This is a genomic window from Brevundimonas kwangchunensis, from assembly GCF_039523815.1.
Lineage (GTDB): Bacteria > Pseudomonadota > Alphaproteobacteria > Caulobacterales > Caulobacteraceae > Brevundimonas > Brevundimonas kwangchunensis.
In genome coordinates, this window is record NZ_BAAAGA010000001.1 from 369,922 (window position 1) to 385,621 (window position 15,700).

Sequence of the window (15,700 nt, forward strand, 5' to 3'; positions counted from 1 at the left end):
GCCCTGCCTTCGACGTCGCCACTGCGGCCCTGGTCGCAAACCGGTCGGGCTGAAACCAAATGTCGGCTTCCGGATTTTGTCCACATGGCCATGGACATCGACGCACTTCTCGAAGGCGGTCCCTCCTACGGCGTGGTCGACGCCAAGGACGGCTTCCTCCTGTACGGCCGCGAGGGCCACGAAGCGGAATTCCGCGCCCTGACAGCCGAGGTGGAAGCCTTCGCCGACGGCTACGAAGTCATCCCGCTCGAGACTCCGGACGACAGCCCCGACCGCCTGTTCCTTGCCCCCCTGACCGAAGAGAAGAGCTTCGCACCACGGCGCTAGAGGTTGAGCAGCGACGGGTCGCCGCCTTGGGCGGAGATGTTGTTGCTGATGGCCTTCTCGGCGGCGAAGCGGATCAGGCTGTTCGGCCCGCCGGCCTTCGGGCCGGTGCCCGACAGGCCTTCGCCACCGAACGGCTGGACGCCCACGACCGCGCCGGTGATCGAGCGGTTGATGTAGACGTTGCCGGCCGGGACCAGACGGATCACCTCTTCCGCGAAGGCTTCGATGCGGCTGTGGACGCCCAGAGTCAGGCCATAGCCGCGCGCCGCCAGCTTGCCCGCCACGCTCTTCAGGTCGGCCGGGTCATAGCGGTAGACGTGAAGGATGGGGCCGAAGACTTCCTTCTCGAGGAAATCCGGGGTCGGGATTTCGGCGATCGTCGGAGCGAACAGGTCGCCCTTCTCGGCGCCGGCCGGCAGTTCGGCGCGGGCGACGATCTTCGCTTCCTTATTCAGGCGCTCGACGTGGGCCTCCAGATTGGCGCGGCTCTCGGCGTCGATGACCGGGCCGATGTCCGTGGCCGGGTCGGTCGGGTCGGCGACGACCTGCGCCGCCAGCGCGCCCCTCAAACCGGCGATCAGGGCGTCGGCGGAATCCTTCGGCGCATAGAGGATGCGCAGGGCCGAGCAGCGCTGGCCGGCCGAGCCGAAGGCCGACAGGATCACGTCGTCGATCACCTGCTCCTTCAGCGCCGTGGTGTCCACGAACATGCCGTTCAGACCGCCGGTCTCGGCGATGAAGGGGATGATCTGACCCGGACGGGCGGCGATGGATCGGTTGATCATCGAGGCGGTGTCGGTGCCGCCGGTGAAGGCGACGCCGTCGATGCCCTGATGCGAAACCAGAGCCGCGCCGACCGTCTCGCCACGGCCCGGGACGAGCGCCAGCAGGTCGGGGTTCAAGCCAGCCTTGTGATACAGGCGCACGGCCTCGGCGGCGATCAGCGGGGTCTGTTCGGCGGGTTTGGCCAGCACCGCGTTGCCGGCGGCAAGAGCGGCGGCGACCTGGCCGGTGAAGATGGCCAGCGGGAAGTTCCACGGGCTGATGCAGGCGAAGACGCCGCGGCCGTGCAGGACCAGTTGGTTTATCTCGCCGACCGGACCCTTCAGGTCCTCGCGCCCGCCGAAGTCACGCTCGGCCAGCATGGCGTAGTAGCGGCAGAAGTCGGCGGCCTCCCGCACTTCGGCGACGCCGTCGTTCAGCGTCTTGCCTGCCTCGCGCGACAGCAGGGCGACCAGGCGGTCCATGTCGGCTTCCAGCGCATCGGCCATGGCGCGCAGGACCGGGGCGCGACCAGCCCCACCCTTGCGGTCCCAGACGATCTGGGCGCGGGCGGCCGCGTCGGCGGCGGCGTCGATGTCGGCCGTCGTGGCTTCCGAGACGTGACCCAGCACCTGCGTCCGATCGAACGGGTTGGTCACGTCCTGCGGGTTGGTCCCGGCCTTCAGCTTGCCGCCGATCAGCGGACCGGCGGTCAGCTTCTCGCTGTCGACCTTGGCCAGGGCGAGGGCGTGGCGTTCACGGTCGGCGGCCTGCGAATAGTCGCGGCCCAGCGAATTCTGGCGGTCCATGTACATGTCCTTGGGAACAGGAATTTTGGCGTGGCGGTCGGGGTGGGCCTCGACGGCGGAGATGGGGTCGGCGGCGACGGCGGAGGCCGGCACGCGCTCGTCCAGCAGGGCGTGGACGAAGGAGGAGTTGGCGCCATTCTCGAGCAGGCGGCGCACCAGATAGGGCAGCAGGTCCTCATGCCCGCCGACGGGAGCATAGGCGCGGACGGTGACCGGGCCGAAGGCGTCGCGCGCGGCGTCGTACAGGGCTTCGCCCATGCCGTGCAGGCGCTGGAACTCGATCTTCACGCCGCGGTCGCTGGCCATCTTGTGAACCGCCGCCAGCGAGTGGGCGTTGTGCGTCGCGAACTGGCTGTACAGGTGCGGCGCGGCCTCGATCATCAGGCGAGCGCAGACCAGATAGTTGAGGTCCGTCGCGGCCTTGGTCGTGAAGACCGGATAGTCGGTACGGCCCGCGACCTGGGCGCGCTTGATCTCGGTGTCCCAGTAGGCGCCCTTCACGAGGCGGACCATCAGGCGGCGGCCCGAGGTCTTCGCCAGATCGGCGACGCGGCGGATCACCTCCGGGCAGCGCTTCTGATAGGCCTGAACGGCGAGGCCGAGGCCCTTCCACTCGCCCAACTCGGGCTCGTGAACCAGCCGGTCCAGCAGCTTCAGGGACAGGGCGAGGCGGTCGGCCTCCTCGGCGTCCATGGTGAAGTTGATGTCGTACCTGGCCGCGATCTTCGCCAGCCGCAGGACGCGGGGATAGAGCTCGTCCCAGACGCGGGTCTCGTGCGTGGCCTCATAGCGGGGCGACAGGGCCGACAGCTTGACCGAGACGCCGTGGCCGACCTCGGGGCCCTGCCCCCTCGCGGTCCGCCCCACAGCCTCGATGGCGTCGGCATAGATCTTCTCGTAGCGCTCGGCGTCGTGGGCGGTGCGGGCGCCCTCGCCCAACATGTCGAAGCTGCAGAGCCAACCTTCCTTGTTCGACCGCTTCAGCGCCGACTCGATGGTGCGGCCGACGACGAACTGTTCGCCCATGATGCGGACGGCGGCGGCGACGGCCTCGCGGATGACCGGCTCGCCAAGGCGGCCCACGATACGCTTCAGGAAGCCCGGCAGGTCGGTGCGGGCCTCGTCGTCGACGTCCACCAGCTTGCCGGTCAGCATCAGGCCCCAGGTCGAGGCGTTGACGAACAGGCTGTCGGATTGACCGAGGTGCGACGCCCAGTCGGCCGCGCCGATCTTCTCGGCGATCAGCCTGTCACGGGTATCCTCGTCCGGCGTGCGCAGCAGGGCCTCGGCCAAGCACATGAGGGCCAGACCCTCGCGGGTGCCCAGAGAGAACTCCTGCAGGAAGCTCTCGACCACGCCCTGCTTCTTCACGCTGCGGCGGGCGCGTTCGACCAGATCCGTGGCGGAGGCGAGGACCCCGGCGCGCTCGGCCGCATCCAGCGGGGTCCGGTCCAGCAGGCCACGGACCACCGTGGTCTCGTCGGCGAACTTGCCGTGATCCAGCGTGTCCCAGCCGGCGACGCTTGAAGGAGAGAAGGCGGCGGTGCTCATGAGCGCGGATGTCCTGTGTATTTGCGCATATATGGCGGACACATCCGAATGTGCATCGTATGATCGGCGGCACAGCCGAAGATCGTTCGGCGCAGAGCCCTTCGAACCGATGGAAAACCTCGACGCCGTGGATCGCCGCCTGTTGAAGGCGCTGCAGGAGGACGGCCGGATTTCCAATGCGGAGCTGGCCCGGCGCTGCAATCTGTCCCCCGCCGCCTGTTTCGAGCGGGTCCGGCGGCTGCGCGAGAAGAAGGTCATCACCGGCTACGCCGCCCTGATCGATCCGGCCAAGGTCGGGCGGGGACTGATGATCTTCGTCGAGGTCCTGCTGGACCGGACCACCGGCGACATGTTCGAGGCCTTCGCCGAGGCGGTGCGCCGCCAGCCGGAGGTTCTGGAGTGCCACATGGTGGCCGGCGGCTTCGACTATCTGATCAAGGCCCGCGTCGGCGACATGGACGCCTACCGGGCCTTCCTGGGCGATGTTCTGGTGAAGATGCCCGGCGTCCGCGAGACTCGCACCTACGCGGTGCTGGAAGAGGTCAAGGCAACGACCGCGTTACCTCTGTAGTCTCATTCGAGCAGGGGGCCGAGGTCTTCGCCGAACCGCTCCCGCGCGAGATCCACGACCTGTTCATTGGTCAATCGCGCGGGGATCGAGATCAGGTCATTGGCCCAGCTCTGAACAGCGTCCGCGCCATGTCGTGTCTCCAGATCGACGAAGATCCGCCAGGACGCCGCATACCGGGCGATAGCATTGCCCTCATCGCTGATGACGTCCCCCGGTCCGAACTGGAAAGTCCCGTTGGGCTGAAATGTGGGATCCGCCAGCTTGCGAGCCCGATCCTCGGGAGAAAGCTGCCGCAAGATCGCCTCGGGCCGGACCTGCAACCCGCCCCAGCGCCCCAGAGTCAGACGCTCGGAAACATCCGCAATCGCGGCCTCGCGCTCCGCGATCACTCGCTCGGCCCGGTCCGGCGCAAGCTGGAGGGCGACCTTGAAGCCGACCCAGCTCGCATGGCCCTCCCTGAACCATCGAGGTCCCATGGGCGCGACGCGCTTCTGATACTCATGGACCTGCTCATGGGGGATCACCGTGGTGATCAGGTCCTCATCCCCCTCGTCCAGAGAGCCGTCGGCGGTCGTACGGATGATCCAGCGGTTCTGGACCTCATCCCCGCGCGGAGGCGCGTAGGCCGCGTCCGTGGTGAAGACGACATCGTCCCAGCGAGCATCGCGGCGATCATCCGCAAGCTGCTCCTCAAGGAGGGCGATCTGCGCGCCGAGGCACGCTGCTCGCGAACGCGCCGCCCTCTCCGAACCCGCGTCGAAATACACCCGCATCCAGCCGCCCGAGGCCTCGTTTGTAAGGCGGAGGCTGGCGAGGGCGCCATCGGGCTGGTCTTCCGAGAACCGAAGCCCCATCACCTGAGGCGTTTCGCCGATGGACGCGGAGCACGCCGCGACCAGATCACTCTCGCCGGCAGGCGCTGACACGAGCACCGCTGCGCTGACGAGTTCCAAGATTAAAAACCTCATTGAAAGCTCCGCGTCAAAAGCCGCCATGAGCCATCCAGATGGTTGCACGAGGATTTCAGCGCGAACCCGTTCATCGCAACATCTGAAGCGTTCGTCGCAAGGCCTGACGGAACGGTCGTCTCGAACCCGTCTCGCCAACGTCATCGCGAAGCGCTAGACCGTTCCTCCGATCAACGGCGGGAGCCTTCCGGCCCACATGCGCATCGTTCTGGCCACCGACGCCTGGGAGCCCCAGGTCAACGGCGTCGTCCGCACCCTGAGCCGCATCACGGCGGAATGCCGCGCGATGGGTCACGAGGTCGAGGTCGTCGAGCCGAGCCAGTTCAAGACCATCCCCTGCCCCACCTATCCGGAGATCCGGCTGGCCCTGGGCGCCGAGGAGGAGATCCGGGAGCGGCTGCGCGCCTTCGAGCCGGAGGCGGTGCACATCGCCACAGAGGGCCCCATCGGCATCGCCACGCGCCGGATCTGCGTGGAATGGAAGCTGCCCTTCACGACCAGCTACCACACCAAATTCCCCGAGTACGTCTCGGCCCGGTTCCCGATTCCGGTCCAGGTCGGCTACGCCTACATGAAGTGGTTCCACAAGCCGTCGGGACGGCTGATGGTCGCCACCCCGACCCTGCGCGACGAGCTGACGGCGCACGGTTTCCGCAATGTCTCGCCGTGGACGCGGGGCGTGGACACCGAGCAGTTCAACCCGGACCTGGCCCCGATCTACGACGAGCTGGGCGGCAAGGACTGGCCGCGTCCGTTCTGGCTGAACGTCGGCCGGGTCGCGGTCGAGAAGAACATCGAATCCTTCCTCGAACAGGACCTGCCGGGCACCAAGATCGTGGTCGGCGACGGGCCGGCGCGCGAGGAGCTGCAGGCCAAGTACCCGGATGCGAAGTTCCTCGGCGCGCGGTTCGGCGAGGAGCTGGCGCGCTGCTTCCGCGACGCCGACGTCTTCGTCTTCCCCAGCTGGACCGACACCTTCGGCCTGGTGATCCTGGAAGCGATGGCCACGGGCACGCCGGTCGCCGCCTATCCGGCCCACGGCCCCATCGACATCATCCCCGGCTCGAACGCCGGGGCGATCGACAAGAACCTGAAGACCGCCTGTCTCGAGGCGCTGAAGTGCGACCGCAAGGCCGTGCGCGCCTATGCCGAGAAGTTCAGCTGGCGCGCCTCGGCCGAAGAGTTCGTGCGCAACCTGCAGCCCTATCCGGAGCCCGAGCGCGGCCGCTTCTGGCGCCGCCTGCGCAGGATCGCCCGCCTGCGCCGCAAGGCGGCCGCATAACTGATGCAATGAATGCAATGGATGCAATCGACGCCTTTCGACGAGGGCGTCCTGTTGTTCATTCGCCTGATTGTCAAAGACCGAAGCCGGCACTCTGACACGCGGATGCGTCAAATCCTGTCGTACCGATCATGAAAAAGGCCCCGGATCGCTCCGGGGCCTTTGTCTTTCGGATCGCCCGATCAGTTGGCGGGCGCGGTCATCGGGGTCAGGGCGGTGGCGATGGCGCGCTGGGCGGTCAGTTCGTCGGCGGCCAGCGGGATCAGGCCGCGGTCCTGCAGGTAGCCGCCGCGACCGGCCGAACCTTCCGACATGAACTCCAGCACGAACTGCTCGAGGCCCGGCGTGACGCCGATGTGCTGCTTCTTCACATAGATGTAGAGGCTGCGGGCCAGCGGGTAAGACCCGTCAGCAATGGTGTCCGCCGAGGGGGCGACGCCGTCGATCGTCTCGGCCTTCACCGTGTCCATGTTCTGCTCGAGGAACGAATAGCCGAACACGCCCAGCGAGCCCGGGGTGCGGGTCAGGGTCTGGACGATGGCGTTGTCGTTCTCGCCCGAGTCGATCCAGGCGTTGTCCTCGCGCACGGTGTGGGCGATGGCCTCGAAGCGGTCGCCGTCGGCGGCTTCCAGAGCGGCGAGGGCCGGCAGCTTCTTGGCGCCCGGCGTCATGCCCAGTTCAAGGAAGGCGTCGCGGGTGCCCGAGGTGGGCGGCGGGCCATAGACCTGGATGCGCTGGGCCGGCAGGTTCGGGTTGACCTGGTTCCACATGGTCGCCGCATTGGCGACGAACTGGCCCGAGGCGTTCGGGGTTTCCTTGGCCAGGCCGAGGTAGAGGTCTTCCAGACGCAGGTTGAAGCTGGCGCCGGTGCGGGCCGTGGCGACCACGATGCCGTCATAACCGATCTTCAGCTCGACGATATCGGTCACACCATTGCGCTGGCACAGCTCGAACTCGGACTTCTTCATCGGACGCGAGGCGTTGGCGATGTCCGGGGTCGACGGGCCGACGCCCTGACAGAAGGCCTGGATGCCGCCGCCGGTGCCCAAGGCCTCGACGCGCGGGGCCGCGCCGCCGGCTGTGCGTGAGAAATTCTCGGCCACGCGGGTGGCGAAGGGGAAGACCGTCGAGGAACCCGCGGCCCAGATGCCGGCGCGCGTCGCCGACGAGCCGCCGCCGGCGTTGTCGCCACAGGCGCCGAGGGCGAGGAGCGCGACCGCCGAGGCGGCGAGCAGGGTGCGTGTCATCGTCAGTCTCCGGACTACGGCTGAATGTGCGCCGCTTAGACCAGAGGATTGTGACGGTCAGGCGAAGGTTATGCCCGCGGGATCGCCCGCGTGGGGGAGGTCGGGCCGGTTGGCTCGCCCCGGACCAGCTGCCAGTCGGCGACCTGATAGCCGTCCTCGGCCAGGCAGGTCGTCATGGCGGCACGGATCTGGCGCTCCTTGTTCGCGCGCTGGATGCGAGAGACACCGTAGATGGCGAGGGGCGCGATCACGACGAGGCTCGCCGCCGCACTCAAGGCAGCGGCGGGAGCTGCGAGGGCGCCTGTTGCGGCGGTTACACCAGAGACCGCGGATGCTCCTGCGGCGTACGCAGCCACACCGCCGACGGCGACTCCGCCGATCGCGGCGCTGCTGCGACCTTCGCGGAAGCTCTCGCGGCAGCCTTCGGCTACCTGCTGGCTGCAGACGTTGAAGGCGGCTTCGAAGGCTGCCTGATCCGCCGGCGCGACGGCCATGACGGGAGAGAACCCACGCGGGTTGGACGCGCAGCCGGTCAGAACGGCGGCGATGGCGAGGACGGCGGCGGACGTACGGATGCGCATGGGAACTCCCCCTCAAACGACAGGAGAAGGCTACATCGGGCCAACGCGCCGAGGCGTTTGCCTTCCGCAGCAAACGGGCTGCTGGTCGCAAAGCTGTAATGCCCGGCGCGGGTGGGCGGCTTCTGAGCGGCCAACCCGAAACTCGCCCCTCACCCGACCGCGCCAGGACGACGGCTCTCGCCATCGTGCGCGATCTCCCTCTCCCCTCGGGAGAGGGAGCAGCCGATCAGATGTGGATCGCGTGGCCCAGAGCGCGCAGGCTGGCCTCGTGGAAGGCCTCTCCCAGCGTCGGGTGGACGTGGATCGTGCCGGCGACGTCTTCCAGCACGGCGCCCATCTCCAGCATCTGGGCGAAGCTGTTGGACAGCTCCGAGACGTGCTGGCCGACGGCCTGAACGCCCAGCAGGCGGTGATCCGTCTTCGAGGCGATAACGCGGACGAAGCCGCCGTCCTCGCCCGCCTCGATGGCCAGGGCGCGGCCGATGGCCATCAGGGGGAAGACCGACTGGAGGACGTCGTCGCGGCCCTCGACGTCCTGCGGGCCGAGGCCGGCCGACACGATTTCCGGCTCGGTGAAGCAGACGGCGGCGATGGTGACGGGATCAAAGCGCTTGTCATGGCCGGCGATGATCTCGGCGACGATCTCGCCCTGGGCCGAGCCCTTGTGCGCCAGCATGGGTTCGCCGGTCAGGTCGCCGATGGCCCAGACGTTCTTCATCGAGGTGGCGCAGCGGTCGTCGATCTTCACGAACGGACCGGCCATGGCCACGCCCATGTTTTCCAGACCCCAGCCTTGGGTCCTCGGCTTGCGGCCGACGGTGACCAGCGCCTTGTCGGCGGCCAGCTGGATCGCCTCGCCGTCCTTCGTCGTGACGTTCAGCTTGCCCTTCTCGAAGCCGCCGGCCTTCGCGCCCAGCAGCAGCTTCACGCCATGCTTCTCCAGCCACTTCGTGACCGGGTCCGTCAGCGCCTTGTCGTAGAGCGGCAGGATGCGCTCGGCCATTTCGACGACCGTGACCTCGGCGCCCAGCTTGCGGAAGGCGATGCCCAGCTCCAGCCCGATATAGCCGCCGCCGACGACGACCAGCTTGTTCGGCACCTTGTCCAGCGACAGGGCCTCGGTCGAGGAGATGACGTCGCCTCCGAACTTCAGGAAGGGCAGCTCGACCGGCTCCGAGCCGGTGGCCAGGATGACGTGTTCAGCGCTGATGGTGATGTCGCCGTCATCGGTCTTCACCGTGCAGGTCTTGGCGTCCGAGAACTCGGCCCAGCCCTTGATGACCTTGACCTTGGCCTTCTTCAGCAGGGCCGCGACCCCGCCGTTCAGCTTCTTGACGATGCCGTTCTTCCACTCGACCGTCTTCGACAGATCGACGGCCGGCTTCGACGCCGTGATGCCCAGCGTGCCGCCGTCGGCGGCCTTGGCCACCGTCTCGAACTTGTTGGCCGCGTGGATGATGGCCTTGGACGGAATGCAGCCGACGTTCAGGCAGGTCCCGCCCAGCCCGTCGCCGCCATCGACCAGAACCGTGTCGAGGCCCAGCTGGCCGCAACGGATGCCGGCGACATAGCCGCCGGTGCCGGCGCCGATGATGAGGACTTTGGTTTTGAGGGTCTGCGACATCTGATTTCCGCTCATCCCCGCGAAAGCGGGGACCCAGTTCTTTTGTGAGGCGACCAGTCAGGACGACCGGCTGCGTTCAAGCTTCAGGACCGCTCGCCCAAAACACTGGGTCCCCGCTTTCGCGGGGATGAGCGGAGAGTGAGGGTCACCCCATCCAAAGCGTCGCCGGATGCTCCAGCAGGCCCTTGATGCGCTGGACGAAGACGGCCGCGTCGTGGCCGTCGACGATGCGGTGATCGAAGGACGAGGACAGGTTCATCATCTTGCGGACGACCATCTGGCCGTCCTTGACCACGACCCGCTCCTGGATCTTGTTGGGGCCGACGATGGCGACCTCGGGGTGGTTGATGATCGGGGTGTGGGTGATGCCGCCCAAGGTCCCCAGCGAGGTGATGGTAATGGTCGAGCCGGACAGCTCCTCGCGCTTGGCCGAACCGTCCTTGGCCGCGCCGGACACGCGGGCGATTTCGGCGGCGGTGTCGTAGGGATCGCGCGCCTCGGCGTGGCGGACCACCGGCACCATCAGGCCGTTCGGCGTCTGGGCGGCGATGCCCAGATGCACCGCGGCGTGCTGGGTCAGGACGCCGGCCTCGTCGTCATAGGTGGCGTTGATCTGCGGCTGGTCGCGCAGGGCCACCACGATGGCGCGGGCGATGAAGGGCAGGACGTTGAGCTTGGCCTTGCCCGTCTTCTTCGCCTCGGCGTTCAGATGGGCGCGCAGCTCTTCCAGCGCCGTGACGTCGATCTCCTCGACATAGGTGATGTGCGGGATGCGACGCACGCTCTCGGCCATCTTCTCCGCGATCTTGCGGCGCAGGCCGATGATGCGGACCTCGGTCGTGCCCTCGGCCTTCGCATAGCCCGAGCCGGTCGAGGCGACGGGCGCGCCACGGCCGCCGGAGGCGACGTAGGCATCCAGATCGCCATGCTCGATGCGGCCGGCCGGGCCGGAGCCCGGAACGAACTGCAGCTCGACGCCCAGATCGCGGGCGCGATTGCGGACGGCGGGCGAGGCCAGGGGGCGCTGGTTGCGGTCGGAGAGGGTGCGGGGCTTGCCCCCCTCCCCGGCTGCGCCGGTACTCCCCCCGACGGGGGAAGATTTGGGAGCGGGCGGCGGCGCCTTGGATCCTCCCCCATCGGGGGAGGGGGACCGCGAAGCGGTGGAGGGGGCAGCGGCCGCAGCCGCAGCCACATTGCCCTTGCCCTCGACCTGGAAGCTGACCAGCGGCCCGCCGACAGGGACCTGCTGGCCCGCCGCGCCGTGCAGGGCGACGACCGTGCCGGCGACGGGTGAGGTGATCTCCACCGTGGCCTTGTCGGTCATGATGTCGGCGAGGATCTGGTCCTCGGACACCGTGTCGCCGACCTTGACGTGCCAGCCTACCAGCTCGGCCTCGGCCGTGCCTTCGCCGACGTCGGGCAGTTTGAAGACGTAGTTGGCGCCGGCGGCGGGCTGGACCGCGGCCGGAGCGACGGCGGGCTTCGGAGCCTCGACCGGCGCCGGGGCGGCCTCGGCCTTCGGCGCGGGGGCCGGAGCGGGTGAGTCGGACGCATTGCCCGCGCCCTCGACCTCGAACTCGACCAGCGGGCCGCGGACCGGAACCATCTCGCCGGGCTCGCCGTGCAGCGCGACGGCCTTGCCCGAGACGGGGGCCGTGATCTCGACGGTGGCCTTGTCGGTCATGATGTCGGCGACGATCTGGTCCTCGGCGACGACGTCGCCGACCTTGACGTGCCAGCCGACCAGTTCGGCCTCGGCGGTACCTTCGCCCACGTCGGGCAGCTTGAAGACGAAACGACCCATCTCAGCGACCCCCGCTCATGACGGACTTCAGGGCGTCGGCCACGCGTTGCGGGCCGGGGAAGTATTCCCACTCGAAGGCGTGCGGATAGGGGGTGTCCCAGCCGCAAACGCGCCCGATCGGGGCCTCGAGGTGGTAGAAGCAGCGCTCCTGCACCAGGGCCGACAGCTCGGCGCCGTAGCCCGAGGTCTTGGGCGCCTCGTGCACGATGACGCAGCGGCCGGTCTTCTTCACCGAGGCCTCGATGGTCTCGATGTCCAGCGGCACGAGGGTGCGCAGGTCGATGACCTCGGCGTCGACGCCGGCGTGCTCTGCGCCCGCCAGCGACACCCAGACCATGGTGCCCCAGGCCAGGATGGTGACGTCCGCGCCTTCCTTCATGATGCGCGCCTTGCCGATCGGCTCGACGTATTTGCCGGTCGGGACCTGGGCCAGCTCCTGCGCCTTCCAGGGCGAGACCGGGTTCTCGTGCCAGCCGTCGAACGGCCCGTTGTACAGGCGCTTCGGCTCGAAGAAGACGACCGGATCGTCATCCTCGATGGCCGCAATCAGCAGGCCCTTGGCGTCATAGGGGTTGGACGGGATCACGACCTTGAGGCCGGCGATGTGAGTGAACAGGCTTTCCGGCGACTGGCTGTGCGTCTGGCCGCCGAAGATGCCGCCGCCGTAGGGGCTGCGGATGGTGATCGGCGAGGTGAACTGGCCGGCCGAGCGATAGCGCAGCTTGGCGGCTTCCGACACGATCTGGTCGTAGGCCGGATAGATGTAGTCGGCGAACTGGATCTCGACGACCGGACGCAGGCCGTAGGCGCCCATGCCGATGGCGGCGGCGACGATGCCGCATTCGCTGATCGGGGCGTCGAAACTGCGGGTCAGGCCGTGCTTCTTCTGCAGGTGGTCCGTCACGCGGAAGACGCCGCCGAAATAGCCGGCGTCCTCGCCGAAGCTGAGGACGTCCTTGTCCTCGGCCATCTTGACGTCCAGCGCCGAGTTCAGCGCCTGAATCATGTTCATTGGTTGCACGCCGGTGTCGGGCGCGGTCGAGGCCGGGGCGTTGGAGGCGGTCACCATGTCCGGCTCGACGCCGTCGGTGCGGTCGGCCTCGGTGAAGGTGGTGTTGTCGCTCATGATCAGACCCCCACTTCCCGGCGCTGTTCGACCAGGCGCCAGTCCTCGGTGGCGAAGACATCCTCGAACATGGTCTTCACGCTGGCGCGCGACTGACCGAGCGTGCCGATGGCCTCGGACTCCTTGCCGGCGGCGCGGACCTGTTCAACGGCGTCGGCCTCGGCGGCGGTCTGCTGCTCGTCGGACCATTCGCCCAGACCGATCAGGTGCTGCTTCAGCCGCTCGATCGGATCGCCCAGCGGCCATTTCTCGTGCTCGTCGCCCGGGCGGTAGCGGCTGGGGTCGTCCGAGGTCGAGTGCGGGGCGCCGCGGTAGGTGAACAGCTCGATGACCGTCGCGCCCTGGTTGGTGCGGGCGCGCTCCTCGGCCCACTGGGTCGCGGCCCACACGGCGAGGAAGTCATTGCCGTCGACGCGCAGGGCCGGCAGGCCGTAGCCGATGGCCTTGGACGCGAAGGTCGTCTCCAGACCGCCGGCGATGCCCATGAAGGACGAGATGGCCCACTGGTTGTTGACGACGTTCAGGATGACCGGCGCGCGATAGACGGCGGCGAACGTCAGCGCGTTGTGGAAGTCGCCCTCGGCCGTGGCGCCGTCGCCTATCCAGGCGATGGCGATCTTGTCATCGCCCTTGTAGGCGCTGGCCATGGCCCAGCCGACGGCCTGCGGCACCTGAGTGCCGAGATTGCCCGAGATGGTGAAGAAGCCGTACTCCTTGGACGAGTACATGATCGGCAGCTGGCGGCCCTTGATGGGGTCCGAGGCGTTCGAATAGATCTGGTTCATCATGTCGGCGAGCGGGTAGCCGCGCGAGATGAGAAGGCCCTGCTGGCGATAGGTGGGGAAGCCCATGTCCTCGCGGTTCAGGATCATGCCCTGGGCGACCGCGATCGCCTCCTCGCCGGTGCACTTCATGTAGAAGCTGGTCTTGCCCTGGCGGTGGGCGCGGTGCATCCGGTCGTCGAACGCGCGCGTCAGGATCATGGCCTTGAGCCCGCGCCGCATGGTGTCGGCGTCCAGCATCGGGTTCCACGGGCCGACGGCCTTGCCCTCGTCATCCAGCACGCGGACCAGCCTGAAGGCATGGTCGCGCATCTCGAACGGGGTGGTGGAGACCGAAGGCCGATCGACCGCGCCGGCGGGATCGAACTTCAGGTGGCTGAAATCAGGGGCGTCGCCCGGACGGCCCGAGGGCTCGGGCACGCGCAAGCTGAGCGATTGCGTATTGGGCTTCTTCATTCCGTCCTGCCGTCCGGTTGATCCGACCGCGTTTCCTCAGGCTTCGTCTATCACGACGCCGGCGCCAAGGCTTGCGCGTTTTTGACCTTGCACTCTGCCGATCGCGGGTATTTTATTGCGCGAAACATAGAAGCGGAGAAACGCATTGGCTGACGAGTTGGATCCCGTCGACGCCCGCATCCTGGACATCCTGCAACAGGACGCCGGCCTTTCGGTGGCCGAGGTCGCCGACCGCGTCGGCCTGTCGGCCTCGCCGTGCTGGCGCCGGATCAAAAGACTGGAGGACGCCGGCCTGATCCGCAAGCGGGTCACCCTGCTGGACGCCGCCAAGCTGGGTCTGGACTTCGAAGTCTACGCCATCGTCAAGCTGAACCTGCCGTCCAGCGACAACCTCGACGCCTTCGAGCGCGCCGTGGCCCACTGGCCCGAGGTGGTCCAGTGCGCGACCATCACTGGCCGCGAGGACTATGTGCTGCGCATCATCACCTCGGACATGCACGCGTTCGACCGCTTCCTGCGCGAGAAGCTGCTGAGCCTGGGTATCGTCTCGGACTGCGAGAGCCACATCGTCACGCGCGGCGTGAAGAACGTGACCGCCCTGCCGCTGGGCATCATCACGCCGCACGTCGGATAGGGTCCCTAGCGGCCGTCTCTTGCGGGCGTCAGCACATGTTCGACGAGGGCCACCAGAAAACGGCCAGGCTCCTCATGAGGCGGCAGGTGCGCCGAGTGCTCGAACCAGACGACCGCCTTTGACGGCGCAGCCAGGTCTTCCAGCCAGTCTGCCGCGATACCGGATGGCGTGGTGAGGTCGTGCCTGCCGAGGAACATGAAGACCGGGAAAGTTGTCGTACGGATCACTGTCTGATCCACTTCGATCAACTCTGGAAGCAGGGTCCCGACGGAAAGCTGGCCGCCGGCATCAATGGCGCGCCGGTCCTCCAGATCATAGTCGGGATGAAGTCGGGCGGCCCGAAAGAAAAAGTCCGCGTTGTCGCGCCCCGCCGCAAGCCCCCCGTAGAGCATGACCCATTTGCGCACGACATTCAGTCTGTCGAACGCCAACGGTCCGGGCCCCGGGTAAGGCGCCAGAGGCTCAAGCTCGGACAGGGCCGTCGCGTCGTTGCGCTCGCGGGCGAGCTCGAGCAGCAGCCGGTACTGTTCGGCCTCATTCCGGCGCATATCCATCAGAGGCCCAACGCCGACGTAGGCGCTGACCCAGTCCGGGCGCTGCATCGCCGCATCCAGCCCGATTACATTGCCCCACGAGTGGCCCAGCAGCACGACCTTCCGCTGCCCGTACCGCTCGCGCATCAGGCCGATCAGTTCGACAAGATCTTCGGCCATCCGCTCACGAGACAGCGTCGGTCGTGTCGCCTCCTCCCCATTCTCCCGCAGGGTCTTGCCAGTTCCGCGCTGATCCCACTGAACGACGGTGAAATAGTCCTCCAGGCCGCGCTGGTAAGGCCAGCTGCGTCCCATCTCGATGGCGCCGGGTCCGCCGTGAACATAGATCAGGATCGGATTGGAGCGATCCGCGCCGCGGACCGAGATCCACTGCTCCATGCCGCCCAGCCGGACGCGTTCTGTAGTCTGAATGCCCTCCGGCGTGACGATCCTCTGCATGTCGGCGATCATGGGCCGAACCGCAACATAAGCCTCTTCCGGGGTCTGTGGAGAGGGCGTCTGGGCCGACGCGGGCGCAGCCAGCGAGATCATGACAACGAGGATGGCGAGTATACCGGACTTCATGACTAGGACTCCTCCGCCACCACAATCCGCTGATCGGCGGGATGGATGCAAAAGTTGA

13 protein-coding genes are annotated in these 15,700 nt (G+C 67.7%); 4 read left to right on the forward strand and 9 right to left on the reverse strand.

Annotated features, from left to right (window positions below; translation table 11 throughout):
• Positions 1-84: 84 nt before the first annotated feature.
• Positions 85-327, forward strand: a complete 243-nt coding sequence (locus tag ABDZ95_RS01790; protein WP_343789454.1) for a hypothetical protein — start codon at positions 85-87, stop codon at positions 325-327.
• On the opposite strand, the gene putA is transcribed toward ABDZ95_RS01790, so the two are convergent.
• A complete protein-coding gene (gene putA, locus ABDZ95_RS01795) occupies positions 324-3,449 on the reverse strand; it encodes a bifunctional proline dehydrogenase/L-glutamate gamma-semialdehyde dehydrogenase PutA (RefSeq protein ID WP_343789458.1) in 3,126 nt (1,041 codons plus the stop codon). The genes ABDZ95_RS01790 and putA overlap by 4 nt on opposite strands.
• A 109-nt stretch (positions 3,450-3,558) precedes the next feature.
• Between putA and ABDZ95_RS01800 the strand changes: the two genes are divergently transcribed.
• Positions 3,559-4,020 carry an Lrp/AsnC ligand binding domain-containing protein gene (locus tag ABDZ95_RS01800; protein WP_343789461.1) on the forward strand — a complete coding sequence of 154 codons (462 nt, stop codon included), beginning with the start codon at positions 3,559-3,561 and terminating at the stop codon, positions 4,018-4,020.
• A gap of 2 nt (positions 4,021-4,022) precedes the next feature.
• On the opposite strand, the gene ABDZ95_RS01805 is transcribed toward ABDZ95_RS01800, so the two are convergent.
• Positions 4,023-5,132: a hypothetical protein gene (locus ABDZ95_RS01805; RefSeq protein WP_343789464.1), complete on the reverse strand. Its 1,110-nt coding sequence runs from the start codon at positions 5,130-5,132 to the stop codon at positions 4,023-4,025.
• Between the two features lie 52 nt (positions 5,133-5,184).
• On the opposite strand from ABDZ95_RS01805, the gene ABDZ95_RS01810 reads away from it, so the two are divergent.
• Complete coding sequence (locus tag ABDZ95_RS01810; protein ID WP_343789467.1) at positions 5,185-6,270, forward strand: glycosyltransferase family 4 protein; 1,086 nt, start codon at positions 5,185-5,187, stop codon at positions 6,268-6,270.
• 182 nt (positions 6,271-6,452) lie between these two features.
• Here the strand turns inward: ABDZ95_RS01810 and ABDZ95_RS01815 are convergent, their stop codons facing one another.
• The 6 genes from ABDZ95_RS01815 to ABDZ95_RS01840 form a co-directional block, all read right to left on the reverse strand.
• On the reverse strand, positions 6,453-7,517 hold the full coding sequence (locus ABDZ95_RS01815; RefSeq protein WP_343789470.1) for a substrate-binding domain-containing protein: 1,065 nt from the start codon (positions 7,515-7,517) through the stop codon (positions 6,453-6,455).
• A 68-nt stretch (positions 7,518-7,585) separates the two neighbouring features.
• Positions 7,586-8,098: a hypothetical protein gene (locus ABDZ95_RS01820; protein WP_343789473.1), complete on the reverse strand. Its 513-nt coding sequence runs from the start codon at positions 8,096-8,098 to the stop codon at positions 7,586-7,588.
• Positions 8,099-8,324: 226 nt separating this feature from the next.
• Positions 8,325-9,722 carry a dihydrolipoyl dehydrogenase gene (lpdA, locus tag ABDZ95_RS01825; protein ID WP_343789476.1) on the reverse strand — a complete coding sequence of 466 codons (1,398 nt, stop codon included), beginning with the start codon at positions 9,720-9,722 and terminating at the stop codon, positions 8,325-8,327.
• A gap of 145 nt (positions 9,723-9,867) precedes the next feature.
• The gene (locus ABDZ95_RS01830) at positions 9,868-11,526 is read right to left on the reverse strand and encodes a 2-oxo acid dehydrogenase subunit E2 (RefSeq protein ID WP_343789479.1); all 1,659 of its coding nucleotides are present in this window, start codon (positions 11,524-11,526) and stop codon (positions 9,868-9,870) included.
• A gap of 1 nt (position 11,527) precedes the next feature.
• Positions 11,528-12,652 (reverse strand): alpha-ketoacid dehydrogenase subunit beta, encoded by a 1,125-nt coding sequence (locus tag ABDZ95_RS01835; protein ID WP_425542929.1) that lies wholly within the window; start codon positions 12,650-12,652, stop codon positions 11,528-11,530.
• Between the two features lie 2 nt (positions 12,653-12,654).
• Positions 12,655-13,890: a 3-methyl-2-oxobutanoate dehydrogenase (2-methylpropanoyl-transferring) subunit alpha gene (locus ABDZ95_RS01840; protein WP_343789482.1), complete on the reverse strand. Its 1,236-nt coding sequence runs from the start codon at positions 13,888-13,890 to the stop codon at positions 12,655-12,657.
• Between the two features lie 145 nt (positions 13,891-14,035).
• Between ABDZ95_RS01840 and ABDZ95_RS01845 the strand changes: the two genes are divergently transcribed.
• Positions 14,036-14,524, forward strand: coding sequence for an Lrp/AsnC family transcriptional regulator (locus ABDZ95_RS01845; protein WP_343789485.1), 489 nt, complete (start codon positions 14,036-14,038; stop codon positions 14,522-14,524).
• A 5-nt stretch (positions 14,525-14,529) separates the two neighbouring features.
• On the opposite strand, the gene ABDZ95_RS01850 is transcribed toward ABDZ95_RS01845, so the two are convergent.
• Positions 14,530-15,642 (reverse strand): alpha/beta fold hydrolase, encoded by a 1,113-nt coding sequence (locus tag ABDZ95_RS01850; protein WP_343789488.1) that lies wholly within the window; start codon positions 15,640-15,642, stop codon positions 14,530-14,532.
• Positions 15,643-15,700: the final 58 nt, after the last annotated feature.